This window comes from Bradyrhizobium sp. Leo78 (assembly GCF_059512425.1).
Genome location: NZ_JCAMOT010000003.1, coordinates 1 through 25367, shown reverse-complemented (window position 1 = coordinate 25367; position 25367 = coordinate 1). Strand labels below are relative to the sequence as shown.

18 protein-coding genes and 2 pseudogenes are annotated in these 25367 nt (G+C 60.7%); 12 read left to right on the top strand and 8 right to left on the bottom strand.

Annotated features, from left to right (window positions below; translation table 11 throughout):
• Positions 1–113 precede the first annotated feature (113 nt).
• Both AC5ZG1_RS04705 and AC5ZG1_RS04700 read left to right on the top strand, forming a co-directional pair.
• Positions 114–704 carry a QcrA and Rieske domain-containing protein gene (locus tag AC5ZG1_RS04705; RefSeq protein ID WP_051397074.1) on the top strand — a complete coding sequence of 197 codons (591 nt, stop codon included), beginning with the start codon at positions 114–116 and terminating at the stop codon, positions 702–704.
• An 89-nt stretch (positions 705–793) separates the two neighbouring features.
• The gene (locus AC5ZG1_RS04700; RefSeq protein WP_028167104.1) at positions 794–2521 is read left to right on the top strand and encodes a methanol/ethanol family PQQ-dependent dehydrogenase; all 1728 of its coding nucleotides are present in this window, start codon (positions 794–796) and stop codon (positions 2519–2521) included.
• A gap of 185 nt (positions 2522–2706) precedes the next feature.
• Here the strand turns inward: AC5ZG1_RS04700 and AC5ZG1_RS04695 are convergent, their stop codons facing one another.
• From AC5ZG1_RS04695 to AC5ZG1_RS04685, 3 genes are read right to left on the bottom strand one after another with little or no spacing between them, the layout of a single operon-like run.
• Positions 2707–2967: a hypothetical protein gene (locus AC5ZG1_RS04695; protein ID WP_456645151.1), complete on the bottom strand. Its 261-nt coding sequence runs from the start codon at positions 2965–2967 to the stop codon at positions 2707–2709.
• Positions 2968–3022: 55 nt separating this feature from the next.
• On the bottom strand, positions 3023–5341 hold the full coding sequence (locus AC5ZG1_RS04690; RefSeq protein WP_028167102.1) for a xanthine dehydrogenase family protein molybdopterin-binding subunit: 2319 nt from the start codon (positions 5339–5341) through the stop codon (positions 3023–3025).
• A 1-nt stretch (position 5342) separates the two neighbouring features.
• On the bottom strand, positions 5343–5795 hold the full coding sequence (locus AC5ZG1_RS04685) for a (2Fe-2S)-binding protein (RefSeq protein WP_456645150.1): 453 nt from the start codon (positions 5793–5795) through the stop codon (positions 5343–5345).
• A 471-nt stretch (positions 5796–6266) separates the two neighbouring features.
• Between AC5ZG1_RS04685 and AC5ZG1_RS04680 the strand changes: the two genes are divergently transcribed.
• From AC5ZG1_RS04680 to AC5ZG1_RS04655, 6 genes and pseudogenes are all read left to right on the top strand, one after another.
• Positions 6267–6587, top strand: coding sequence for a hypothetical protein (locus AC5ZG1_RS04680; protein ID WP_456645149.1), 321 nt, complete (start codon positions 6267–6269; stop codon positions 6585–6587).
• Positions 6588–6705: 118 nt separating this feature from the next.
• Complete coding sequence (locus AC5ZG1_RS04675; protein ID WP_456645148.1) at positions 6706–7335, top strand: C13 family peptidase; 630 nt, start codon at positions 6706–6708, stop codon at positions 7333–7335.
• A gap of 491 nt (positions 7336–7826) precedes the next feature.
• The gene (locus tag AC5ZG1_RS04670; RefSeq protein ID WP_456645147.1) at positions 7827–8741 is read left to right on the top strand and encodes a c-type cytochrome; all 915 of its coding nucleotides are present in this window, start codon (positions 7827–7829) and stop codon (positions 8739–8741) included.
• Between the two features lie 528 nt (positions 8742–9269).
• A complete protein-coding gene (locus tag AC5ZG1_RS04665) occupies positions 9270–11357 on the top strand; it encodes a carbon starvation CstA family protein (RefSeq protein ID WP_496132099.1) in 2088 nt (695 codons plus the stop codon).
• A gap of 34 nt (positions 11358–11391) precedes the next feature.
• Positions 11392–11583 carry a YbdD/YjiX family protein gene (locus AC5ZG1_RS04660; protein ID WP_456645209.1) on the top strand — a complete coding sequence of 64 codons (192 nt, stop codon included), beginning with the start codon at positions 11392–11394 and terminating at the stop codon, positions 11581–11583.
• 50 nt (positions 11584–11633) lie between these two features.
• Positions 11634–11769 (top strand): annotated as a pseudogene (locus AC5ZG1_RS04655) (helix-turn-helix domain-containing protein); the annotation flags it as partial.
• 621 nt (positions 11770–12390) lie between these two features.
• Here the strand turns inward: AC5ZG1_RS04655 and AC5ZG1_RS04650 are convergent.
• The 5 genes and pseudogenes from AC5ZG1_RS04650 to AC5ZG1_RS04630 all read right to left on the bottom strand — a co-directional run.
• The gene (locus AC5ZG1_RS04650; protein ID WP_464346793.1) at positions 12391–13980 is read right to left on the bottom strand and encodes an adenylate/guanylate cyclase domain-containing protein; all 1590 of its coding nucleotides are present in this window, start codon (positions 13978–13980) and stop codon (positions 12391–12393) included.
• On the bottom strand, positions 13967–16819 hold the full coding sequence (locus AC5ZG1_RS04645; RefSeq protein ID WP_496132098.1) for a PAS-domain containing protein: 2853 nt from the start codon (positions 16817–16819) through the stop codon (positions 13967–13969). The genes AC5ZG1_RS04650 and AC5ZG1_RS04645 overlap by 14 nt, the downstream gene beginning before the upstream one ends.
• A 79-nt stretch (positions 16820–16898) precedes the next feature.
• Positions 16899–18038 carry an FIST signal transduction protein gene (locus tag AC5ZG1_RS04640; protein ID WP_463331497.1) on the bottom strand — a complete coding sequence of 380 codons (1140 nt, stop codon included), beginning with the start codon at positions 18036–18038 and terminating at the stop codon, positions 16899–16901.
• Between the two features lie 41 nt (positions 18039–18079).
• Positions 18080–18454, bottom strand: a complete 375-nt coding sequence (locus AC5ZG1_RS04635) for a response regulator (protein WP_130231145.1) — start codon at positions 18452–18454, stop codon at positions 18080–18082.
• A gap of 1487 nt (positions 18455–19941) precedes the next feature.
• Positions 19942–20927 (bottom strand): annotated as a pseudogene (locus tag AC5ZG1_RS04630) (IS1182 family transposase); the annotation flags it as partial.
• A 471-nt stretch (positions 20928–21398) separates the two neighbouring features.
• Between AC5ZG1_RS04630 and AC5ZG1_RS04625 the strand changes: the two are divergent.
• The 4 genes from AC5ZG1_RS04625 to AC5ZG1_RS04610 all read left to right on the top strand — a co-directional run bounded on the left by AC5ZG1_RS04625 (position 21399) and on the right by AC5ZG1_RS04610 (position 25340).
• Positions 21399–21587: a hypothetical protein gene (locus AC5ZG1_RS04625; protein WP_456647164.1), complete on the top strand. Its 189-nt coding sequence runs from the start codon at positions 21399–21401 to the stop codon at positions 21585–21587.
• A gap of 466 nt (positions 21588–22053) precedes the next feature.
• On the top strand, positions 22054–23637 hold the full coding sequence (locus tag AC5ZG1_RS04620) for a tetratricopeptide repeat protein (RefSeq protein ID WP_456647163.1): 1584 nt from the start codon (positions 22054–22056) through the stop codon (positions 23635–23637).
• A gap of 35 nt (positions 23638–23672) precedes the next feature.
• The gene (locus AC5ZG1_RS04615; RefSeq protein ID WP_456647162.1) at positions 23673–24041 is read left to right on the top strand and encodes a hypothetical protein; all 369 of its coding nucleotides are present in this window, start codon (positions 23673–23675) and stop codon (positions 24039–24041) included.
• 1149 nt (positions 24042–25190) lie between these two features.
• Positions 25191–25340: a hypothetical protein gene (locus AC5ZG1_RS04610; protein ID WP_496132097.1), complete on the top strand. Its 150-nt coding sequence runs from the start codon at positions 25191–25193 to the stop codon at positions 25338–25340.
• Positions 25341–25367: the final 27 nt, after the last annotated feature.

Below are 25367 nucleotides of genomic sequence, written 5' to 3'. Positions count from 1 at the left end.
TAGCAAGCCTGCATGTGACCGCGTCGCCACGTGCCGGTTTAAGCGTTTTGCCGTTGGGCAGGGAGGTTACGCGCGACTGAAATTCAGGCTCGGTGGCGGAGCTGGAGAAGACAATGCTGTGTCCGAACCAAACGCGACGCTCGCTTCTCTTGACGACGCTCGCGGCCGGAGCGTTCCTGGCGGCGAACAGGTTCGCTGCGGCGCAGGAAGATCAGCCCGGCAGCAGCGACCGGCCGAAGAAAGGGGATCTCCTTGTTGTCTCCGAAGGAGAGCGTGCCGGCGACGTCATCAAGCCCGATGATTTGAAGCTCGGCGACCCTCCGCTGCACGCTTGGCCAAAGGACCCCGAGACTTCGGTAGTCCGCAACGGCTCGCGGCTCAACGAGATTCTGATCATAAGGCTTGATCTCGCTGAATTGGATGAGGAGACCCGATCACGCTCTGCTGAAGGCATCGTCGCCTATTCGGCGATCTGTACTCACGCCGGATGTTCTGTCACCGGTTGGCTGAAGTCCGAGACGGGCGACAAAGACGTTCTTAAATGTTTTTGTCACAACTCCGAATTCGATCCCCGCGAGCGCGCGGAAGTCGTGTTCGGGCCCGCGCCCCGGCGTTTGCCGGCACTGCCGTTGGCGATAGCCGACGGCTCGCTCACCATAACTGCAACCTTCGTTGGAAAGGTAGGTGCTCAACAGCCAGGGTGATGGGGCGCGGTCGCATCCGATTCCCGTGCCCCAGACGATCGCACCACCCACCATAGGGGAGGGAGAGAAGAGCACAGGGAGATGGCGTCATGACCAGAAAGCAATGGCTATTGTCGGGTTGTGTTGCGTTCACAACCCTTATCTCAACCGCTGCTGTCGCCGGTCCGATCGAAAATTACAGTCCGGTGACGCAAGCCCGCCTTGAAAATCCCGAACCCGGCAACTGGATGCTGTATCGGCGGACTTATGATGGGCAGGGCTATAGCCCGCTCCAGCAGATCCACACACAGAACGTGAAGAGCCTGATGCCGGTATGGACTTTCTCCACCGGCGTCATCGAAGGCCATGAGGCCCCGCCGATCGTCAACAACGGCGTGATGTTTGTCACGACGCCGATGGGCCAGGTGATCGCGCTTGATGCCAAGAGCGGCGAAGAATATTGGCGCTACAAGCGGTCACTTCCGGAAGATTTGTTCCAATTGCATCCGACCAACCGCGGCGTCGGCCTGTGGCAGGACAAGCTCTATCTCGCCACGACGGACGATCACCTGGTCGCGCTTGATGCGAAGACCGGCAAGGTGGTCTGGGACACCAAGGTCCAGGACTATAAGAAGGGGCAGTATTTGACCCTCATGCCGCTGGTTGTCGACGGCAAGGTCATCGTCGGCGGATCCGGCGGTGAATTCGGCGTCCGCGGCTATATCGCCGCCTACGACGCCAATAGCGGCAAGGAGCTGTGGCGGACCTTCACTATCCCCGGCCCCGGCGAACCCAGCCATGATACTTGGACGGGCGACGATTGGAAGACCGGCGGTGGATCGGCCTGGATGACCGGCAACTACGACAAGGACACCAAGACCATTTATTGGGGTGTTGGTAATGCTGCGCCGTGGCCCGGGGACGCTCATCCCGGTGACAATCTCTATACGACCTCCGTGCTCGGCCTCGATCCTGAGACCGGCAAGATCAAGGCACATTTCCAGTACCATCAGAACGATTCCTGGGACTGGGACGAGGTCGAGGCGCCGATGCTGGTCGACCTGCAAAGGGATGGCCGATCTGTCAAGAGTCTGATCCATCCGGGACGCAACGCGATCTTCTGGATCCTGGAGCGCAAGCCGGACAAGATCAGCTACGTAGCCGGCTGGCCCTATGTTTACACCGATGTCTGGAAAGGCATTGAGCCCGAGAGCGGCAAGCCGATTGTCGACCCCGCGCACAAGCCGGTGGTTGGCAAGCGGGTCGAGTTCTGCCCGTCACTGTGGGGCGGCAAGGACTGGCCGTCGGCGGCCTACAGCCAGAAAACGAAATATGTCTATGTGCCGGCCATGGAGAACACCTGCGGCGGCTTCTCCGGCGAGAAGGTGGCGCTGGTTCCAGGCCAGCTCTGGCTTGGCACCAAGCCGGAGGACATCGGTCTGACGATCCGTCCCGGCGGCAAACACATCGGCGAATTGCAGGCCTGGGACCCGGCCACCGGCAAGAAGGTCTGGTCGCACACCTTCCCGAAGTCGCAATTGTTCGGTTCGGTGCTGGCGACCGCGGGCGATCTGGTCTTTGTCGGCGGCACCAACGATCGCTACTTCCGCGCCTTCGACGCCAAGGGCGGCGAACTGTTGTGGGAGCAGAAGACCAATTCCGGCATCATGGGCATGCCGGTCTCCTATGAGGTGGACGGCACGCAATATATTGCGATCCAGTCCGGCTGGGGCGTCGATGCGCAGCGCATCCAGGATGCCTTGGCCACCCAGAATGTCGGCGTGGAGAACAATGTGCCCCAGGGCGGCGTCGTCTGGGTGTTTGCGGTCAAGAAATAGCCGCACGCGGAACGGCTGCAAAAAAGCGGCGGACCGAAAGGTCCGCCGCTTCCGTTTCAGCGCGATGACTTTCTTCGAATCGTCATCCTCTCTCATCGGCTTCCACGTTGCCGGATAAAGCCCTCAAGCGTTTCGAGCGAGGTGGAACCGAGCTGCACGCGAGAAGGTCAAACGTCACGGCCAAACTACTTGCCCATCCGTTCGACCTTGCCTTTCTCCTTCACGTTCATGTCCTTCACCGTCGGATCGCGGCTGCCTTCGCCAGTGGTTTGGGTTCGCGTGGCTTTCGGCGCATTGCTTGGTACAGAGCTCTGATCCTTCGGCGTCTTTGCCGGCCGTGTAGCAGTGGCCGGCGGCGGGTTAGTTTGAGCGCTCGTAGCTTGCGCGCTCAAAAGAAAGGCGCCCGACAGTAGCGACACCGCGAGCGCCGCCAAGATCTGTTTCATCGGTCCGTCTCCTGTCCAGACCAATGAAACGGTTGGTGCGAAGTTACGTTCCACCTCACGCCTCCAGTTGCTTGCCGATCGGCATCGCGCGGATGCGCTTGCCGGTGGCGGCGAAGATCGCATTGATCAGGGCCGGCGCGAACGGCGGCACGCCGGGTTCGCCGACGCCGCTCGGCGGCGTATCGGGGCTCGCGGGCGGCACGATGTAGACGTTGGTGACCGCAGGCGATTCGTCGATCCGGATCACCGGGAAGTCGTCGTAATTCCCCTGCTGCACTCTGCCGTTCGTGAAGGTGATCTCGCCATGTTTGGCGAGGCTCATCCCCATGATCGCCGCGCCCTCGATCTGTGATTGGATGCGCTCGGGATTGACGTAGGCGCCGCAGTCGATCGCGGTATCGACCCGTGGCACCGTCAACTTGCCCTTGTCGTCGACGGCAACCTCAACGATGGTCGCGATATAGCTGACGAAGCTGCGGTGCGCCGCAATACCAAGGCCGTGGCCCTTGGGCACCTGCCGTCCCCAACCTCCCTTGTCGGCGACCAGCTCGACCACCTTGCGCAGCCGTCCGGTGTCGATCGGATAGCTGTCATAGGGCTCGCCATAGTTCCATAAATCCTTCACCGAGGCGAGGTTGAGGATCCGCGGCGCACCGATCAGCTCCAGCAGCATGTCCTTCGGGTCGCGGTTGGTCGCCTGCGCGATCTCGGCGACCATCGACTGCACCGCGAAGGCGCGCGGGATGTTGGACACCGAACGGAACCAGCCGATGCGGGTGTGCGCGGCCGCTTCCGGGTTCTCGCACTGGATGTTGGCGATCTCGAAGGGCATGTCGACCAGCCCCATGCCGAGCTCGAACGGTGCCTGGTGCACCGTGCCGGCCGCAAAGGTCGAGGCGATGCTTGGCGCGACGCTGCGATGCCGCCAGGCGATCACCTTGCCGCTCTTGTCGAGGCCCGCCTCGATGCGCTCGACGGAGACGGTGTGCAGGAAGCCGTTGCGGATATCGTCCTCCCGCGTCCACTGCACCTTGACCGGCGCGCCGAGCTCCTTCGACAGCAGCGCGGCTTCGAGCGCGAAGTCGCATTTCGACTTGCGCCCGAACCCGCCGCCGAGCAGCGTGACGTTGACGGTCACGTTCTCCTCGGGGATACCGAGCGTCTTGGCGACGTCCTCGCGCGTGCCGCCCGGGCTTTGCACGGGAGCCCAGACCTCCACCTTGTCGCCCTTGACGTCGGCGACCGCGACCGGCGTCTCCATAGCGACATGGGCAAGGTGGGGCAAATAGTACTCGCCCACGATCACCTTGTCGGCGCCTTTCAGCGCGGCTTCGGCGTCACCTTCCTTGCGCACGACGAGGCCGGGCTTGCGCGCCGCGTCCTCGAGCTCGGCCCGATAGGCAACCGAGTCATATTTGGCGTTGGCGCCGTCCTCCCAGGTGACCTTCAGCGCGTCGCGGCCCTTGATCGCCGCGCCGGTGTTGCGGGCAATCACGGCGATCCCGCCGAGCGGCTGGAATTTCGAGGGCCATGGCCAGCCCTTGACTTCCATCACCTTCTCGACGCCGGAAACCTTCATCGCCTCCGCGCCGTCGAACGACGCCACGTTGCCGCCAGTCACCGGCGGGCGGGCGATCACGGCATATTTCATGCCGGGCAACCGCACGTCGGCGCCGTATTCGGCCCTTCCCGTCGTGATGTCGTGAAGATCGACGATGCTGATCTCGCCCTTGCCCAGGTAACGAAAGTCCTTGGGATCCTTGAGCTTCAGGCCTTCAACGCTCGGCACCGACTCCTTGGCTGCATCGGCGGCCAATTCGCCAAAGCCGAGCTTGCGTCTGCTCGCGCTGTGGACGACTTCGTGATTGACGGCCTTCACCTCGGCTGCCGGCACGCCCCAACGTTTTGCGGCGGCCTGCTCAAGCATGGTGCGGGCCGAGGCGCCGATCTGGCGCATCGGAATCAGATGATGCCGCGTGCTACGCGAGCCGTCGGTATCCTGGTTGCCGAACTTGACCTCGTCGCCATGCGCCTGCTGGACGCGAACGCGCTTCCAGTCGGCCTCCAGTTCTTCAGCGACGATCAGGGGCAGGCTGGTGCGCACGCCGGTTCCCATCTCGGAGCGGTGCGCAACGATGGTGACCATTCCATCCGGCGCGATCGAGACGAACACGCGCGGGTCGACCACGACGCCGTGCGGCATCTTCCCCGCGCCGGTCTCGTAGGCGAAGCTCGGCCGCATCATCACGGGTGCGGCGAGCACGAAGCCGCCGGCGAGGCCGAGGCCCTTGAGGATGCTGCGCCGCGAAACGTTCTCGACCTTGATGTGCTTCTCGAAGCCGCGAAGCTTGCTGGGATTGGTGAGGATATTCATGTCACACCCCCGTCGAAGCGAGATGGACCGCGTTTTCGATCCGCTGGTAGCAGCCGCAGCGGCAGATATTCCCGGACAGGGCTTCGCGGATCTGGTCGTGCGACGGCTTTGGATTATCCATCAACAACGCCGCCGCCTGCATGATCTGGCCGGTCTGGCAAAAGCCGCATTGCGGCACGTTGAGCTGCCGCCAAGCCTTCTGCACCGGGTGGTCGCCGGTCGGATGCAGGCCCTCGATGGTGGTGACCTCGCGGCCGCCGACATCGGACACGGAGGTGATGCAGGCGCGCACCGCCTGCTTGTCGACGATAACGGTGCATGAGCCGCACAGCGCCTGGCCGCAGCCGAACTTGGTGCCGGTGAGTCCCACTTCATCACGGATGAACCAGAGTAGCGGAAGATCGGGATCGCCATCCCAATTCTGTTCCTGGCCATTAATCTTCACCTTGATCATGATCGTCTCTCCCTCTTCCTACAGGAGCCGTCATGAGCGTGTCTTCGAGGTGAGCAAGAGAATCTTTCCTAGGAGATCCCTTGCACGGTCTCAGGCAAAACTGACCTCGCTGAGAAACCGCAGACTGCACCGTAGGATCTGATTGATTGTCTGTGTCAGGCCCATCCTCCTGTTTTAATTTCGCTTGGTTCAAGGTATGGACGACTGGAAGACTAGCACAAAGCGCGGCCGAATAGGATTCACAACGCCCTGTTTGCCTTCGTATTTTAGCGAGGGCTGCGTGCTCGAACGGCGTGCTTTTAGTCAAGGGCCCTTACGCTGTAGCCCTTACGAGACGAGATTTTTTCGAAGCGCTGTATGCGGCTATAAAGATCGACGTGCTCTATTGGAACGCTCTTGAGGGAGATGATGCCGACGTCGAGGCGCCTCACTGCTGCATATTTGGAGCTGGAGTCTAATCAGGAGGTCACGATGAAGATTGACAGCACCACATTTGGCGCGATTACGATTGACGGAACGACGTATCAGCACGACGTGGTCGTTCGTCTTTCCGGCAAAGTTGTGAAGCGGAAAAAGAAGCTTTCTCTTCGAGAAAGGGTGCGACCAAGTCGTCATTGGTTCCGGTCAGATGGGCAACGTGCACCTGTCACCGGAAGCCGAAGCCTATTTCGAAAGGAAGGGCTGCGAGGTGCTGTTGAGGCCGACACCCGAGGCGATCCGGATGTTCAACCGCTCGCACGCCAGGAGGATCGGGCTCTTTCACGTGACCTGTTGAACGAAATGGCCTGGTGAAGCTGTGCATCCACGTTGGATCGGCCGGTTCGGCGCGCCGCTCATCGCCTTTGTTTTGACCATTGCGCCGTCGTTTTCGCCGGCGCGCGCCGTTGAGGATGCTCGCAGGGTAAGCGTCGTGTCCTTCGGCCTTTTCGGCGATCAGGGCGTGTTTAGAAACGAGGCAATCGGTGCAGCACGGGTCGTAGCGGGCCGTTTCGGGAGCGGCCCGGTCAACGTGCAATACAATTGGAAGATAGGCGGAGGTGCAACGATTGAAGGCCTCGCTAGGTCCTTGCAGGCGGCGGCCAATGGAATGGACGCCGAGAACGATGTTCTGTTCTTGATTCTCACCTCGCACGGCTCCCCCGACGGGCTTGCAGTCAAAGCGGGCCGGCTTACGCAAACGCTCACGCCGTCCAATCTCGCCGGCATGCTGGCGCGGACCGGTATGCGATACAAGGTGGTGGTCATCTCGGCCTGTTATTCCGGGGTCTTTATCCCTCGTCTCGCGAACCCCGATACGTTGGTCATCACCGCGGCCGATGCCGACCATCCATCGTTCGGCTGCCGGGACAAAGCCAAGTGGACCTATTTCGGCAACGCCTTTTTCAATGTCGCAGTCCGGCAAGCGAAACGCCTGAAGGACGCCTTTGTTGTTGCGCGCTCGCTCGTCAAAAGGCGAGAACTGCGCGAGCACTTCGAGCCGTCGAATCCCCTCATGGCAGGCGGCGAAAACGTCCAGCCGTTGCTCATTGCGCGTCCTTGAGCGACCGGCCGCCTGGGCAGCCGACACCGGGCTGCCGGAAACCTCGTCCGTATGACTCTCTCGTCCGTATGATCTAATGACCGAAACGTGCCGCATGTCCGCCAATGGCCCCTTTGAGACATGCCGACGGGCGCTGAGAATGTCCGTTGATCGGGGCGGACCGGAAGTGGCTCGAATGACCCAGCCCAGACATGTAGTAAACGTACCGACTTCCGCGTCATGAATGACCTGGTCGCGTCGGACCCGGCGGGGCTTCAGAGCAACACCGAGATCAAACGTCGGGCTGAATGGCTTTGGCGGGGCACACGCGGCGGCCAGGCTTTGCTCGGACGGCTTCAGTTATTTCGAGTACCTTGACATTCGCGGGCACTTGCCCGGAGTTCATGGGTGCGGCAAGCTCCCCATAGCTGCCGGCTCGGACAGTCGGGGAACTGAAAATGAGGATTGTTCCCGCGCTGCTCTCGTCTGTGATCGTTTGTGGCTTGCTCGCGATGCGGATTGCGACCGCCGCAGACGGTCCCCCCGCTTGGGCCTATACGCCGAACAATCCCGACTACAAGCCTCCCGTCGATGACGGAAAGCCAGTTCGCGTACCAGACAGCACGGCCGGCTATACCTGGAGCCAGTTGCGTGATCGTTTCATTGCGCCGGTTTGGCACCCCAGCGACCACGGCGCGCTGCCGGACATCGTCGCGAACGGCCGCAAACCCGGTGTGTTCGCATGCGGATATTGTCACCGCGCCACAGGGCCAGGTGGTCCGGAAAACGCGGACCTTGCAGGGCTGCCGAAGAGCTACATCATCCAGCAGATGGCCGACTATAAGAGCGGGGCACGCGGTACAACTCTCCCCGGGCGAATTCCGCCAAAGCTAATGATCGAGCTTTCTAAGCCGATCACCGACGCCGAAATCGAAGCCGCGGCAGCCTACTTTTCGGCCTTGCAACCGCGCAAACGCATCAAGGTGGTCGAGAGCGACACCGCGCCAAAGACCTATGTGGCGGGTCTGCTTTGGGCTGCGGTGGAAACCAGCGAGCGCGAGCCGATCGGAGCGCGAATCGTGGAGGTCCCCGACGATTTGCTCCGCTTCGAAAGCCGCGACCCTCGATCGACCTTCACAGCGTATGCACCAATCGGGAGCCTCGCCAAAGGCGAGGCGCTAGTCATGAAAGGTGGGTCGGGCAAAACGATCCAATGCACTTTGTGCCATGGCGCGGACCTGAAAGGGCTTGGACCGCTGCCAAGCATTGCTGGTCGTTCACCGAGCTACATGTTCCGGCAGCTCTATGACTTCCAGCACGGCGCCCGAACGGGAGAATGGAGCCCGTTAATGGCCCAAGTTGTCGCCGATCTTGACGAGCAGGATCTTCTCGCGATTGTAGCGTACCTCGCATCTCGCGATCCGTGAGCGGGCACGATACCGCGCCACGCCATCACCGGGACAAGGTCATGCTCCGGAGCGTCGGGCCCAACTCCTGAATGTGCTTTGAGTAGGCATCGGAGGCGCCGGCCGTAGGCGAGCCTGAATAGTCTGGCGGCTCGTGTCGCATCGCTCTCTTCATAGAAGGGCATATGAGGTCCGGTTCTGACCCTGAACGGACCAAGTTGCTGTACTCCAACACCTGATGAAAACTAGCACGCGAAACGGTTATGGATCGCTGTCGCTGGGCCAGCCCCCTGATGAGGTGCCCATCATCCATTGGCCCAGCCACGAGACTTTCTTCGCACGATCCTAATCACTTCCCAGCGAACAAACAGAGTCCTAGAATTATACCGTCAGGCGGAACTATAGTGGGCTCTGAGCTTAGCGAAATACCCAGTCCCGACCTGGTGTACGGAAAGGAAGGATCCCAGCCAATACACCCTTGCCTCGATCTAGGTCCCCGCCAGGGTGAATTTTGTTTGGTTGGGCTTCCTGCAGTACGGGAGGACATCCATGAGTATCATCAACAATTCAAGTGCGCGCCAGTCGAAGCTCTTATGGATCGCGGTCGCTCTTCTGGGTGCCGCGGCATTCGCGATCGTGGCGCTCAACCGAGGTGAAACTGTCAATGCAGCGTGGCTGGTCGTCGCCGCGATTTGCATCTATTTCATCGCCTACCGGTTTTATGGGTTGTTCGTCGCCGACCGGGCGCTCGGGGTCGATGGCACACGACTAACGCCTGCCGTTCGCCATAATGATGGTCTCGATTACGTTCCGACCAATCGGTACGTGCTCTATGGCCATCATTTCGCGGCGATCGCCGGCGCGGGTCCACTGGTTGGTCCAGTGCTTGCCGCGCAAATGGGCTATCTGCCGGGTACGCTCTGGATTCTCGCTGGCGCGGTGTTCGGCGGTGCGATCCAGGACATGACTGTTCTGTTTCTATCGACGCGGCGCGATGGTCGCTCGCTCGGCGACATCGTGCGTGCCGAGATGGGAGCGGTGGCTGGCACGATCGCAGGGGTAGGCATTCTCCTGATCTGCGTCATTGTACTTGCGGTCCTCGCTCTCGTTGTCGTCAAGGCATTGATCGGCAGTCCGTGGGGAACTTTCGCGGTGTTCTGCTCGATTCCGATCGCGCTACTAATGGGTGTCTATAGCCGCTTTATCCGCCTGGGCAGAGTCGGCGAAATGTCACTGCTCGGCTGCGTGCTGCTTCTCGCTGCGCTGATCTATGGTAAGACCGTGTCCGAGACGCCTGAGCTCGCGGTGTACTTCGATCTACATGGCGAGACGCTGGCGCTGATCATCATCGGATACGGCTTCGTCGCATCCGTGCTGCCGGTTTGGCTGCTTCTGGCTCCGCGCGATTACCTTTCGACATTCCTCAAGATCGGCACAATCGCGCTCTTGGCCATCGGCATCATCATCGTTCGTCCCAATCTCCAGATGCCTGCTGTCACCAAATTCATTGACGGCAGCGGACCAGTTTGGGCCGGCGGCTTATTCCCCTTCCTGTTCATTACAATCGCCTGCGGCGCCGTTTCCGGATGGCATGCTCTCATTGCGTCAGGGACGACGCCGAAGATGATCGAGAACGAAAGGCAGATTGCCTTCATCGGCTACGGCGGAATGTTGATGGAATCGTTCGTCGCGATCATGGCGGTGATCGGCGCGAGCATCATCCATCCCGGCGTCTATTTCGCGATGAACAGCTCTGCAGGACTGATCGGCACCACGGCTGAGCAAGCCGCGCAAGTGATCTCGGCTTGGGGGTTCGTGGTGACCCCGGACGAGATTACTCAAATGGCCAAGGACGTCGGAGAGACGTCGATCATGTCACGCACCGGCGGCGCACCAACGCTCGCCGTCGGCATGGCCCATATTCTGTCGTCGTTCCTTGGTGGCCGTACCTTAATGGGCATCTGGTACCACTTCGCGATCCTCTTCGAGGCCCTGTTCATACTCACCACGGTTGACGCTGGAACGCGCGTGCTCCGGTTCATGATTCAGGATCTCATCGGCAACGCTGTCCCAGCGTTCAAGGAGACTGCGTCCTGGACCAACAACCTGATCGGTTCGGCGCTTTCGTGCGCGCTGTGGGGCTACTTTCTTTACGTCGGCGTGATCGACCCATTGGGTGGTATCTGGACGCTATGGCCTCTGTTCGGCACCGCCAACCAAATGCTGGCGGCAATCGCGTTGACGGTGTGCACCGTCGTCCTGTTCAAGATGAAGCGCGAGCGGTTCGCTTGGGTGACGATTGTGCCCGCCACGTGGCTCGTGGCCTGCACGACGACCGCGGGGCTCGAGAAGGTGTTCAGCCCCGATCCGAACGTGGGGTTCGTCAGCCACGCGCTCAAATATAGCGATGCGATCGCAGCAGGTCAGTTGTTGGCACCGGCAAAAACGCTTGGCGAGATGAGTCGGATCGTCTTCAACGACTACGTCGATGCATCGCTCGCAGCTTTGTTCGTGCTGGTGGTCGTTGCGACAGTGATCTACGGCCTGATCAATATCTGGCGAGCACTGGGCAATCCGCAGCCGACCGCAATGGAAATAGAGTTCGCCGGGGTAGCCGCGGGAGGTAGCCATGCCTGACCTGCAGAATTTGTTCGACCAGTCCGCCAGCGCGATGCGAACCGCCGGTTATTGGAGCACGCGTACTGCGCGTCTTATGATCGGCGTTCCCGATTACGAAACATACGTTGCGCACCGGCGAGTGAAGCATCCCGACCAGCCGATCATGACGTATGTGGAATTCTTTCGCGAACGCCAGCAAGCGCGCTATGCCGTCGGGAAAGGTCGCTTTAGAGGTTGCTGCTGAAAGCCGATAATACTTCTGCACCTGACCGCCATCCGATGTGCGGGCGAGTGCTTGTCGAAGACGGTGCCAAGGTTGTCTCCGTCGCAGCGGCTGTCGGCTTCGAATCAGAAGCTGCGTTCAGTCGCGCTTTCAAGAACGTGCGTTGGCCTTTCTCCAGACGAATGGCGCCGACGACGAGGAGATTGAGAGATGGGGAGCGTTCCGATCATCGCCAACTTGTTCCGCAATTGGCCCTGAACCGAAGCGAACCGGGTTGCACGTCTGCTGTCGTGAGAAGATCTTTTAATTAGATAGTTGTCCACGTCGCTTTTGCGTCATCGCCTCTGATAGATAACCCGAAGCTCCCCCGCGGCGCATCCCGGCGCATTTTCTGATGGTCCCACCGTTAGTTTGCTGAGGAGAACTTAACCCTGCATAGGTTGAGCTCTCGGATCCTAACCAGCGCATATACAGCTAAGCGAGAGTGCTCGGAGCGGGCAGGCAGGACGCTTCCGACTCTCGCACCTTTGAGACGTGCCGGCAGGCACCAAAATGTCTGTTATCAGGGATCGACCAGAAGTATCTGGCGCACGGTCGGAATGACGCAATTGACCGATCTCGGAAGTCATCCGCCCGTCCGAGGGGGAAAAAGCTTCAATGACCCTTCCAATTGAGCCACCACGCGGACATGACGGGCAGTCGTTGGCGTGGTGATGGGACACCTAACTTCCTAAACGAGGAGGGCTGGGCGGCGCGTCGTCGGTCGGCACAAGCTTCGATCGCCGTTCGCGCGCCCGAGCGGCATCAGACGCGCCCGCGGGTGCGCGCCTAGATCCGGCTCAAGAAAAACGCCTCCAGTTTGCCTTTGCCCTTCACGTCAATGCTGCCGCGTGGCTCCAGCGCGAAGGGACCGACGAGGTGGCGGGCGATATCCTGGGACACATGGATTCGATTGGGCAGAGAATAGGCCTCGAGCCGGCTGGCGACATTTACAGTATCGCCCCACACGTCGTAGATGAAGCGGTGCGTGCCGATGATGCCGGCGACCACCGGACCGGAATGTATGCCGATCCGGATTTGCAAGGGCCAACCGAAATGGCCGTTGACGCGGCCTAGCCGATCGATCATGCCGAGCGCCATTTTCGCGATCGCTGCGAACGCATCGGGGTTCGGATCGGGCAAGCCGGCCACGGCCATGTAGGCATCGCCGATGGTCTTGATCTTCTCGACGCCGAGCTCGTGGGCAAGCGCGTCGAATTCCGAGAACAGCCGGTTCAAATACTCGACCGTCGCTCCAGGCGTGACCCGTGCCGAGTGCTCGGTGAAGCCCACCAGGTCGGCGAACAGAACGCTCACGCCCTCGAAGCGGTCGGCGATCATGGCTTCGCCTTGGTTCAGGCGGCCAATCACCTGTCTTGGCAGGATGGTCAACAGCAGCCGCTCGAACCTGGCGGTCTCGTCCTCGATGCGGCGAAGATACCTCTGCTCGCGGTCACGCCAGCGCTTCTTGTGTAAGCACGCGTTGATGCGCGCGCGCAGCAGGGTCGGATCGAACGGTTTCGGGAGATAATCCTCTGCGCCGGCCTCGATGCAGCGGACGGCGCTCTCTGTGTCCGCCAGGGCCGTAATCATGATAACCGGAATGCGACGTAGCCGCTCATCCGCCTTCATGCGCACGAGCACGTCAAGTCCGTTGATGTCGGGCATGATCAGGTCGAGCAGGACGAGATCGAACTCATCGTGCTCGAGCGCCTGCAGGGCCTGCTGACCCCCGGCTACGGAAGCGACGCGATGACCATCGCGGGCCAGTCGGCGCGACAGGAGATCGCGGTTGGCTTCGATATCGTCGACGACGAGAATGGAGCCGGTTTCGGTGACGGCAGACGGCTCTTGCCGGACTGGCCCCAGGCTGCGAATCAGTTCGCTTACCATTGCCGCGCCGGTCTGGTCGCAGGCTAGGTTCGTCTCACCGAGATCGGCCGAAAATCGCACGATGCGATCGAGACGTGGCAGCAGGTCGGTGGCCGCCAGCAGCACTCGGTCGAGGTCTGACCGCAGCGCGCCGCTCGAGATATCGGCTAGATCCTCGCTGAGCATCTCGGCATAGCCTTTGATCGCGTTCAAGGGTGTGCGCAGCTCATGGCGTAGCTGCTGCTCCTGGGGGGCGGCCGCCGGGTCGGTCGCGTCGTTCTCGCGATCGCCCTCGACCAGCTGGTCGACCTTGTCGGCGAGATCCCGGGCGGCACGGAGGACACGGTTGACATCGGGCAGGATATCCTGACGCCCTTCCCGCGACGCCTCTTCGTGCATGATCTCTGCATAGCCGAGCAGGGCGTTGACCGGGGACAGCAGTTCCTGGCGAAGGTTAGCTAGCCGAATACGTGAGGCGCGCGCGCGGTCGGTGTCAATGATGCTCATGGTCGCTCCGGATCCGCGCGTGGGCATGCCGGGGGACCAGCTCGTCGAGCGCCGCCAGCACGGCCTTGCCGCTGTATTCGCCTTTGTGCACCAAATGCTGTACCTGGCCGTTGAGACGCGCGAGATCCTCGGCCGTCAGGGCCTTCGCGGTGACGACGATGACCGGGATGCGTCGCCAGCGGGATTCGGCGCGCAGCCGCGCGACGAACTCGAACCCGTCCATCTCGGGCATCATCAGGTCGAGCAGAATTGCGTCCGGTGAGGCCTCGTTCAAGCGTTCGAGGCCAACCCGACCATTCTCCGCTTGTGTGACCGTGCACTCGATCTCCCGCAAGGCGCGCGCCATCAGCTCGCTGGTCGGAGCGTCGTCCTCGACGATCAGCACGTGCCGTGGCTCGCCCCGCGGGCAGCACTTTTCCACCGCACGGACCAGTTGGTCGCGATTGATCGGCTTGATCAGGTAATCGGCGGCGCCGAGCGAGAAGCCGATGCTCTGGTTGTCGACGATCGTGACCATGATCACGGGAATTTCGGCGAGTGCCGCATCTTCCTTCATGGCACTGAGCACGGCCCAGCCATCCATCTGCGGCATCAGAACGTCGAGCGTGACCACGTCGGGTTTCAGCGTGCGGGCAAGCTGCATCGCCTCCTCGCCATTGGCAGCCATGCGAACGGCGTAGCCACAGCGCTGCAGGTGTCGACGCAGCAGCTCCCGCGCGTTGGGATCATCGTCAACCACGAGAACGATGGGCGCATGCTCGGGCTCCGCGACCTGCAGATCCAGAGAACGCTTCTCTACCGCCCCGGTCGCAGCGTCCGGAGCGGCGTGTGTCACCGCCGGCAGACGAACCACAAAGGTCGTCCCCTTGCCGGCTTCGCTGGTCAGCGTCACATCGCCGCCCAGCAGCCGGCAGAAGCTCCTGGTGATGGCGAGGCCGAGCCCGGTGCCGCCATAGGCGCGGTTCGTCGATTCATCGGCCTGAGTGAAGGCCTCGAACACCTTGGCCTGCTGATCCGGCGTCATGCCGATACCGGTGTCGCGCACCTGGAACTCGATCCCGTCGCCGGCCTCGTTCGTATCGCGGAGCGCGGCCAGGGTGATCGTCCCGTTCCGCGTGAATTTGCAGGCATTGCTGAGAAGATTGAACAAGATCTGCCGCACCTTGGTCAGATCGCTGTGGATCGCGCCGACCTCGTCGGCGCAGTTCACCACGAGGACGTTGCCAGTCTTCTTGGCCAGCGCGGTGACGGTCGCCGCCACACTATCGATCATGGGCCGCAGCTCGAACGTCTCGAGATAGAGCGTCATCTTGCCGGCCTCGATCTTGGAAAGATCGAGGACGTTGTCGATCAGGCCGAGCAGATGCTTGCCGGCATCCTGGATCTTGCGCAGGTCCGCCATCTCCGATTCGCGCCCGGAACTCTGGGCGTCCTCAAACAGGATCTCGCTGTAACCGATGATCGCGTTCAAGGGCGTGCGCAGCTCATGGCTCATGCTGGCGACGAAATCCGACTTCGCGCGGGTCGCCTGCTCGCTCGCCCAGATCGCCTTGTGCAACTCGCCTTCCATGCGCTTGCGGTCGCTGATGTCGGCGAGGCCGTTGATCATCGCCGGGCGCCCCTCGAACTGGACGCGCTGCGACGCTATGAGCGCCCAGAACTCCTCGCCTCCAGCCCGCTTGAACAGCATCTCCATGCCCTCCACATGGCCCTGCTCGGTGAGTGCGCCGATGAAGCGCTCGCGATACTGCGGGTCTGCGTAGAGAGTCCTCGCTTGCACGCCCAGGGCGGGCGAACTTTCGAGCTCGAACATTTCGCTGAAGCGTTGATTGGCATACCGGATGATCCCGTCATCGAAGGTGACGATCGCCACCGCCATCGGCGCGGCCTCGGCAATGATGCGCAGCCGCTGCTCGCTCTCCTGGATCGCCTGCTCCGCCTGCTTCACGTCGGTGATGTCGGTGTAGGTCGCGACCGTGCCGCCGTCATCGGTCTTGCGCTCGTTGATCTGGATCCAGCGCCCGTTTGAGCGGCGTTGCACATGCGGGCCCTGGGGATCGCGATGCCGGGCCAGACGTTCCGCGACCCAGGCCTCGACGTGTCCCTCGGCGTCGCGGATCTCGCCGCTCGCGGCCGCATTGCGGAGGATCGTTTCGAACGATACGCCCTGATTCACGACATCGATGCTGCCGGTGCCGTGCATGTCCCGGTACCGCCGGTTGTATGTCACCAGCTTGTCGTCGGCATCGTAGAGCGAGAAACCCTCCGAGATGCTCTCGATCGCGTCGGCCAGCCGGTGCTGGGCCTCCGTTGCCGTGTCGCGCGCAACTGCCAACTCCTCCTCTCGCCGTTTGAGTTCGGTCACGTCCGTGAACACGGCAACGGTACCACCATCCTGTGTTTTGCGCTCACTGATCTGGATCCAGCGACCGTCCCACTGGTGCTGTAGAAACGGCCCACTGGGGTTGCGATGCCGGGCAAGTCTTTGCTCCACCCATTCTTGAGGTCGTGTAGCTGCATCGGCCACGATCCCGCGCTCGACCACGGTCTCGATCAAATGCTCAAACTCCAGCCCCGGCTGCATGAGGTCGGCCAACCCCGGATAGAGCTCGCGATAGCGTGAGTTGCATAGCACCATGCGATCATCGGATTCGAACAGGAAAAAGCCTTCCGAAATGCTCTCGAGCGCGTCGGTCAGCCGGGTCTGGGCCTGCGTGGCCTTGTCGCGTGCCTCCGACAGCTCTTTCAAGCTCAGCTCGAGTGAGCGCTCCAGTATCGCCCGATCGCCATCGAAATCGGCGTATGCGGCATCGACGGCTGCTACGAAAGCTTGCAGCACAGCCGGTACTGCGTCCTCGATACCGAGGTGCTTTCTGAGCTGGCGTCGTAGCAGCCTGTGCATCGGTGCCCTATGAGGTTCAGTGCTCGGCGAACGTCGTTATGGTCATGGTTTGATTGTGCAGGCGGCACTCGCCACCGTGCACGAAGGGACAGAGCTCGCCGTACGAGTAGAACCCGGAAATCTTCGTATCCGTCCCGAAGACATCCCGGATTGCTTCAATTTCTTCCTCGGTACGCTGCTTCATCACCAGCTTACGACCGACACAGCTCACCAGAATTGCAAGATCTGGTCGCCTGCCGCCCAGCCCACTGAGGCTGGCCTTGGCGGCGGCCGTCGCGCCGTCGACCAGATCGTCAACATGGGTCTTCATCAAGTGCGCCGTTCCGCCCTGTGGGATGTCGCCGGCGAACGTCATTGACTTGTTCTGCTCGTCCACAGCCAGGACGGTCCGGACGACACCCTGGCCGCCCTTTGCTTCGGTAACCAAGATTGGAAAGAGCAGGGCAGAGCTTGGCAACCGGTCGGCGTGTGAGCCCAGGTACGATTTATAGAGATCGAGCGCTGACCGCCTATCCAGCTCGTAGAGGATGTTGCCCTCGGCCCGAGTGATGATGCGCAGCGGCCCGAATGGCTCCCAGCCGCCCATCGATGCGTAGCCAATACGCAAATCGTTGCCATACAGGCCGACCGCTGCCACGCGCTGGGGGCCCGCGCCACCGTCGGCAATCACCCAAGTCTCGGCGAAGTTGGTTCCATCTCCGGAAAGGCCGCCGGTGATCGACACGCCTTCCGAGACGCCGCCCGCGAGACCGCGCGCCAGGTCGGAGCCATTGACGTGTAAGCCATCAGAAAGCACGAACACGTGGCGCAACGAGGCGTCGTTGAGCTGCCGTGCGAGCTCCTTGCCGACGTCATAGCTTGCCTTCGCCTCGCCAATCGCAGCGGAGGCGAACCGGAGCCGCGTATGTTCGAAGTCCGCAAGGGTGGCAATCACCGAGTCGTCGACGACCATGTCGCCGACGATCTCGCCGGAAGTCGAGCAACCGAGCATGGCGGCCCCTTTGAAATGGTCGCGCAACTCGCCCACGGGGGCGCCTGCCTGCATCAGCGATCTCGCGCCAAAAACGAACACGACACTTTGTCGTCCGACTTCACCGGTCGGCAAATTCGGGCGCCACCCCTCACTTTGAGACCATTTGTATTGAGCCGTTTTCATGAGTTACTCCCTCTCATCGCATCTTCAGACCTTGTGGTCGTCTACTGTCCCGCAGCCGCGAGCAGCGTCTCGACCTTACTCAGCAGCCTCTGCAGCTCGATCGGTTTTGTATCGTAGTCGTCACAGCCGGCCTCGAGGGCCTTGTCCCGGTCGGTCGCCATGGCGTGCGCCGTGAGCGCGATGATGGGGATCTTGCGCAGCTCGGGCGTGGCCTTGATCCGGCGCGTCGCCTCCCAACCGTCGATCACCGGCAGGCTCATGTCCATCAAAATGAGATCGGGCCTGTCGCTCGTCGCCATTGCGACGCCGCGCGCTCCGTCCTCGGCAACGATGACCTCGTAGCCGCCGCGCACGAGGCGCCGCGAGAGCATGTCGCGGTTCATCTCGTTGTCTTCGACCAGCAGGATCTTGGGCATCGCACAGCCTCGGGTGTGTTCATCTTTGCCTCCCGAGCGGCTTGAAAGCAGTCTTGCTCTCCTGCCTACCAAGCCCCAATGGCAATTAAAACGATAATGGCCAAGCCAAAAACGGCGGCGATAGTCGCAGGTACGGAATACCATTCCGGTGTAGTCGTCGTTGCCTTCCGAGCGGTGGTTCTCAAAGCTTAGGCCCTCGGCTTCACAAAGACTGTGAAGGGGCTAACACCTTGAAACTAAAATGCATTTACAATCTAGAGGCTGTTGCGCCGCCTCATGCGCGCGGGGCGCGAGAGCGGCCAATGCACGGCGCAAGCTGGTCATGATAGGAAGCCAAAACAAACCTCATCACGACGCGCGCGACTTCCACATCGGCCGAGCACGTACTCAAACGCCTCGCGGATCATTTCGCCCGATGGCACGGGGCACCATTCAGTTGGCGTGGAAGCCAGGCCAGTTCAGCATCTCACCGCGCTCACTTTCACTAGCGCGGGCGAGGATGGTGCCGTCGCATTCAGGGCTTGGACTCATAACCACTCAGAGGTCTGGGTTGGGTTGAGCCGGACAGCGGACATATCGCAGATACGGCAAAATCGATGTCTCACCATCGTCGGGTCTTGATGATTTTGTCCGGCGCCGCGGAGGTGATAACTGCTTTTACCCATAAATTCTTTGGCATCTCCACTGCACTCGGCGCTGTTTCTGCGGTTTTAGTCTTTGGATACGGCACCCTATACACAATTGCCGGGCTACTTCTCCTCACGTTGCGCAGACGGGCTGCCGCGCTCGCTGTCGCGTGCTTGGTAGTTGTACTCGTCGGAAGAGTTGCGTTGGCCGTGTCCAGTGTCGTTCCACTCGATTCATTAGAGCAGATATTCGCCATGGCTGTGGGGACGGGAATCGTTGCCTTCTTTACGGCCTATATCGGTTGGAATTGGCAAGCGTTCAGGTAACAACTTATTCTGCGATGAAGGCATCTTACCGAAAGTGGTCCATGCCCGATTTGTGTAAAGATCTATATAATCGCGGGCGCATTGTTAGATGAGCCTCCGCCCCCATGGCATGAGTTTGCAAAACGTAGGAGACACCACGATTCAATTCGTCGTCGTCGAGAACAATACCAGGCTGTAACTCCAATGAGTCAGACCGCATGCCCGAAAGCAATTGTGGGGCGCTCTCAATAACTGACGGCAGGGACCAAGCCGGGCTCACTTTTCGGGTTGCAGGTAGCGAATCGTTTGCTGAAACGACTGCTGTTGGCCCAGGCTGTGTGAAAATCACGCAACTTGGGGCGCACTGGCGCATTTCGCGGCCGCCGAACTTCTAATTCGGTGGAATCGACCTCTCATCTCGGTGGCAATCGGGAGCTTCATGTAGGCGCTGATTTGGTCGCGCAGAGGCCGGCCTCACGCCCGCATCGCTTCCAGCAATCCACCTACGCCCATGATCGTCATCACGCGCTTCATGTTGTAGGCGAGCACGGTGAGCGCCATCTCAGTGGCCACCTTCGGCAGCTTTTTCGTGAGAAAGTGCGTTGCTTCCGCGCAGGCCCTGATCTCCTCTCCATCGTAATAGCCGCGGTCTGCCACGACTTCGAGCGTCTCGACAGCCATCTCGTCGCGAGCCTGCCCGGCCATGTTAGCGAGTTGGTGGCGATCGGTGCCCACGTTGGTCACCTCGTGAGCCACGATGAGATAATGCTGCGTATCGACTGCAATCTGCACGTTTAGCCAACGATCCCGGTGTCCTTGCCGCTTGTCGCCATCGAGCGCGCGTCAGGATCGGTCAGCGAGATCTGCTTGTCCTCGCTCTTCATCATCTCCGCATTGATCGCATTGAGCCGGACGGTCTCCTCCTTGAGCTTCTCGATCTTGCCCTTCAACCTCGCAACTTTCGCCTCTGGCACTGCATCGCCGTGCCGATCGGCGGTCTCGAGCTGCGAGAGATAGCGGGCGATGCTCTCGTCGATCCGCTCCAAGCGCCGCTTCATCTTCGTCTCGGTGAAGTTCTTGTCCCGCGCAGTGACGGCCTTGAACTTCGATCCATCGATGGCGACGCTCGCTGCAACAAGCAGGTCAAGCTTGCGGCACAGCGCGACAAACTCGCGGCAGACCTCACGAATGGCCTTGCCATTGTCCTTGCGGAAATCTGCGATGGTCTTGAAGTCCGGCGCCAGCTGCCCGGTCAGCCAGATCATCTCGATATTGCGCTGGCATTCCCGCTCCAGGCGTCGGCTCGACGGCACACGATTGAGGTAGCCGTAGATGTAGAGCTTGAGCATCATGCCGGGATGGTAGCCGGGTCGCCCCGTGTCGAGCGGCTGGACGCCAACGAAGCTGAGCTTAGCCAGATCGAGCCCGTCGACGAACACATCAACCGCACGTACCGGATTGTCCTCGGCCACGTAGTCGTCGAGCAGTGCAGGAAACAACGTGCTCTGTCCGCGGTTCACCCCTTCAACAAAGCGCTTCATTAGATGCCCCCTGCAAACGCAGGGAATCTTATCGCGCGAATCACGGCAAACAGATCGTTTTCACACAGCCTGGGCCCTTGGCTGCCATCACGACCGCCGAAGAGTGGGTCAGCTACCGGGTGGAAAGCGGTCCAAAATGCGCTGGCCCGCCAATTCCGAATCTGGACCCGAAGCGGACATGCTGTTTGTAAGCTTCGATGTCGGCTTTGCGCTGTTAAGCTGATATGGACCGCGCGGCTCGACTGAGGTCAGCTTTGCGCCAGGAGGCGCGCTAGCGCTCTCCAGAGACAGTTTAGCACCCCAAAACGACCGGTGCCCGCTGATTTCCTGGATCGATCCCCGATGGCAATTCACTTCCTGAAGGCAGCTTCAACGGAATTGGAACAATGTCCAGGCGATCTGATTGGAAACTGTTAGAGCCGGGCTAGACCTATTCCTGGTGAGGCGTCTTTATCAGGGAAGGAGCATCAAATGGAAGACGAACGAAAATCATCAAAAGCGGGGGAACGGGCCGCTGAAGACTTGCGCGAGGCGACTGCTAACGAAGAAGCGAAAAACGAGAGCAAGACGGGGCACGATCTAGCTAAGGGCGCTGATCGCTTCGAAGAACGCTCTAAAAGCTCCGATGGAAAAAGCGCAGAAGAAAAGCAAAAAGGGTGAATGTATACAGCAGACCGGGCGGAGCGTTTCCTCGCAAAAGGCCTCCCCAGTAACGCCGGAGACCTTCACTACGAGGGCCTCGCAAGCCGATCGGCCCTTAGCCGTTCATAGTTCGCTTAGAAAGCGTCGGCGTCGCTTGCGCTCTGCCAATGCTTTCTCCGCTTCGGCCCGCACTTTTTCTTGCCTCGCCTCCCTCGAACACCTTAGTGGTGGCGTTTGTCTGGCATTGGTCCAAGGCTGATCTGAGCTGGCGCCAGCCAAAGTCCGCTTGTGGCCCAATGCGAAGTCAGCGCGGTTCTGAAATGGTCTGCTTATCGGGGTAGACCGGAAGTGACTGGTCGCCCTTCCGAGAGGCGCTCGTGACCCAACTCGGACATGAGTACTCCGGAACAACGGACTATCTTGTTCCGGATATCCGGGAAAGGTGATATTCTCACGCTCTCCATCAACGGCACGGAGTGGGTCCATGAAACGGGTTCCCCTCGCAATGGTCGTTGGCTTGGTGGCCGCGACCGCTTCGCAACCTGCTACCTCACAAGCTGCTGAACAACGACTGGGCAAAGTGCATTTTGCCACGTCCTGCAACCCGCAGGCCCAGGAGTTGTTCGATCTCGGCATGCTGTATCAGCACTCGTTCTGGTACAGCGCATCGAGACGCACCTTCGAGGAGGTCCTCAAGGAAGACCCGCAATGCGCCATCGCCTACTGGGGGATTGCGCTCAGCTATCTCTATAACCCGCACGCGCCGCCGCCGCCGGACAGTCTTCCTCGTGGTCTCGAAGCCGTCAAAGAAGGCCAGACGCTCGGCGCCAAGACGCAGCGCGAACGCGATTACATTGATGCGATCGCCGCGATGTACGTCGATTATGACAAGGTCGACCATCGCATACGGGTACAGAGGTATCTTGCGGCGGAAGAGCAGGTGGCGACACGCTATGCGGACGATGACGAGGCGCAGATCGCGTACGCGATCACACTCAACGTCGCAGCGTCCCCGACCGACAAGACATACGCCAACCAGCTAAAAGGTGCGGCGTTGCTGGAGCCGATCTTCAAGCGCCAGCCCGAGCACCCGGGCGTCGCCCACTATCTTATCCACCTCTACGACTGCCCGGCACTCGCGGAAAAAGGCCTCGATGCGGCAAGGCGCTATGCAAAGATCGCGGCTCACGCGCCGCACGCCCAGCACATGCCATCGCATATCTTTACCCGCGTCGGCTATTGGAAGGAGTCGATTGCCTCGAACCAGGAATCCGCGCGCCTCGCCAAGGAGGACGGCGAACAGCACGACCAAGCGCACGCGATGGACTATCTGGTCTATGCCTATCTCCAGTTGGCCGAGGACAAGGAAGCGCGCGCGGTGGTCGACGAACTCGCCAAGCTTGAGTTCAAGCTCGAGCGGTTCCCCGGCCCCTATGCGGTCGCGGCGAGCCAGGCTCGCTATGTGTTCGAACGCGGCGACTGGAAGGCGGCGGCCGCGCTCCAGGTGCGGCCGACCAAATATCCCTATGTAGATGCGATTACTTATTTTGCGCGGGCGGTCGGCGCCGCGCGGTCCGATAATACGGCTGCCGCCAAGGCCGACATCGCCAAGCTCGTCGAGTTGCGCGACAAACTGAATGAGGCAAAGGATGCCTATTGGTCCAACATCGTCGACATCCAGCGGCAGGTCGCGAGCGCCTGGGTGCTGTACGCCGAAGGCCAGTACGACGAGGCGCTCAATGCGATGAGTGCCGCTGTGGACGCGGAAGACACGACCGAGAAACATCCCGTCACTCCGGGACCGCTGGCGCCGGCGCGCGAGCTCTATGGCGCAATGTTGCTTGACCGCGGCATGGCCAAGGAAGCGCTTGCCGCCTATGAGGCCGTTCTCAAAAAGGAGCCTAATCGGCTCGTGACGTATATCGGGGTGAGCAAAAGCGCCAAGGCGTCCGGCGATCAAGTAAAGGTCCGAGAATGTGCGGTGCAGATTGCTCGGCTCACCGCTGATGCCGATGTATCGCGACCCGAGCTGATAGAAATGCGAGAGACAACCGGAAGCAAACTCTGATGCTACGGAGGATGTGGCGCGATGGTGGGGCGGCCATGCTCGGCGCCGTTGCACTGTGTCTTTGCGACGTGCCGAAGCTCGGAGCCATGGAGTTCCTTGGTCAGGCCGGTGTGCTGGGCGAATGGGAACTGACCGGCAATCTCATCGAAAGCGGGTCGGGCCCTCGCAAGGAGTTTTCCGGCCCGCTGAAGATGAAGCACGTGGGGATCTGCACTCGGGACGGACCAGAGGAACGAGCCGGAGAGATACGGCTGCAACTCGCTGGCCCGGATGCGCAGGTGGCAGCCGAGATGGTGTTGGACGGCGCTCGCTGTTCGTATACCGCCCGCAAAACGCGCGCTTACGAGGGGACGTTGTCGTGCACCGGTCGGGCATCTGTTCCGTTGCTTGTGTGGCTCAAGTAAGCCCTTGCCATCATTCTGTGTAGGGCTGTTGCAGACCGAAGGCAGTCGACAAGGTATCGCTGGGACTAGCCTGTGTCCCCGACCTTAATCGCTAGAATTTTGGATCGTGCTTAGTTAGTGGCGGGACACCTTCGACCGTTTCCGCGCGCGAACGTCCGCTGTAAAGCCCGAATGTCCGGAACTGGCGCCGAGCCGAACAACGCCTCAGCCGTTGCCACGTCTGCTGTCAGCGGCAGACCGGCATCGGTCCACGCTCACCTCATCGCCGGTTTTGACCCGGAACGGACATTCGGAACGTGTTGAAAAGCGCCTAGAGTTTCACTAACTCGGCGGGCTGCTCGCATCAGCGCTGACGATGGCAATCAGTCTGACGCGCACCGCATGCTGCCCTATGAAAGGCTGCACCAACTCGGGTCTGATATGGGCAGTGCTTCGTTCCATTAGATGGAACTATGGGCATCCTTCAAGGTACGGGAAACATTTTCAGGCTCGTGAACTTAAGCAAATCGTGGGGCCCAATCGAAAGGTCGCGATATGAAACCGACCGGTCGAACATCGGACCACATCGACCATAAGACTTCCCGGTCGATCTGTGACGAGGTGGGTAACAGGTTGCAACAGTACTTATCTCTCGAAGCCTCGCCTTTGCCGCCCTACCTCGAACGTCTAGTCAATGAATTGCGCGAACGGGAACGTCATCAAATTGATGGCCTCGGTGCGCCCGCTGACCGTTTCCTTCACGCCGCGCGGCGGTAAGTTGCGGCTGCTTGAGCGCGCAAAGCAAAAGCCGTCGCCGCTCTCAACCGGCGGCGGCCCCCGGTGCCGCCCGTATTGTCCTAATTGATTTGGACGGCGTCCTAAGTCGTTGGGAACAGTGCTTGCCGATCTGCATTACGGGTACATGCATGACGATCCGCTACTCCGACGGGTTGACCGAGCGATCCGCGAAAATCTGATAACGCGGGAGCAGGCTCGCGAGAACCTCAAGAAAGCTCGCATGAACGCAGCTCGCGTCCGCGGGATTCTGCGGATCATTCGCGCGGAGCGTGGTTCTCGTTCTCACTCGGGAGCGGCTGATATGTTCGGCCAGGCTCAGGAAAATCCAGAGGAGAATACAGCTTCTGACTCTTCGGATGGAAAGTCGTTCGGGTGACCATCCACCTTAAGCTGAAAAGAATTCCAGCCCGCCATGCCTTGTTCCTAGCAGTCAGCCGCTCAGTCTCCGTGATGGCGGCGGCGACAACACCGCCGAAAAAGCTTTTCACCGGCATCCAAGGCATCAGTCATACCGACGAATAACATAAGTCAATCACCAGCCAAAGTTCA

Bases quoted from the DNA above. Each gene is read 5' to 3' on its own strand.
- AC5ZG1_RS04620 (WP_456647163.1), top strand. From the start codon at position 22,054: ATGAAACGGGTTCCCCTCGCAATGGTCGTTGGCTTGGTGGCCGCGACC.
- AC5ZG1_RS04670 (WP_456645147.1), top strand. From the start codon at position 7,827: ATGCGGATTGCGACCGCCGCAGACGGTCCCCCCGCTTGGGCCTATACG.
- AC5ZG1_RS04680 (WP_456645149.1), top strand. From the start codon at position 6,267: ATGAAGATTGACAGCACCACATTTGGCGCGATTACGATTGACGGAACG.
- AC5ZG1_RS04650 (WP_464346793.1), bottom strand. From the start codon at position 13,980: ATGAGCATCATTGACACCGACCGCGCGCGCGCCTCACGTATTCGGCTA.
- AC5ZG1_RS04700 (WP_028167104.1), top strand. From the start codon at position 794: ATGACCAGAAAGCAATGGCTATTGTCGGGTTGTGTTGCGTTCACAACC.
- AC5ZG1_RS04615 (WP_456647162.1), top strand. From the start codon at position 23,673: ATGCTCGGCGCCGTTGCACTGTGTCTTTGCGACGTGCCGAAGCTCGGA.
- AC5ZG1_RS04705 (WP_051397074.1), top strand. From the start codon at position 114: ATGCTGTGTCCGAACCAAACGCGACGCTCGCTTCTCTTGACGACGCTC.
- AC5ZG1_RS04635 (WP_130231145.1), bottom strand. From the start codon at position 18,454: ATGCCCAAGATCCTGCTGGTCGAAGACAACGAGATGAACCGCGACATG.
- AC5ZG1_RS04665 (WP_496132099.1), top strand. From the start codon at position 9,270: ATGAGTATCATCAACAATTCAAGTGCGCGCCAGTCGAAGCTCTTATGG.
- AC5ZG1_RS04685 (WP_456645150.1), bottom strand. From the start codon at position 5,795: ATGATCAAGGTGAAGATTAATGGCCAGGAACAGAATTGGGATGGCGAT.
- AC5ZG1_RS04690 (WP_028167102.1), bottom strand. From the start codon at position 5,341: ATGAATATCCTCACCAATCCCAGCAAGCTTCGCGGCTTCGAGAAGCAC.
- AC5ZG1_RS04695 (WP_456645151.1), bottom strand. From the start codon at position 2,967: ATGAAACAGATCTTGGCGGCGCTCGCGGTGTCGCTACTGTCGGGCGCC.
- AC5ZG1_RS04660 (WP_456645209.1), top strand. From the start codon at position 11,392: ATGCGAACCGCCGGTTATTGGAGCACGCGTACTGCGCGTCTTATGATC.
- AC5ZG1_RS04625 (WP_456647164.1), top strand. From the start codon at position 21,399: ATGGAAGACGAACGAAAATCATCAAAAGCGGGGGAACGGGCCGCTGAA.
- AC5ZG1_RS04640 (WP_463331497.1), bottom strand. From the start codon at position 18,038: ATGAAAACGGCTCAATACAAATGGTCTCAAAGTGAGGGGTGGCGCCCG.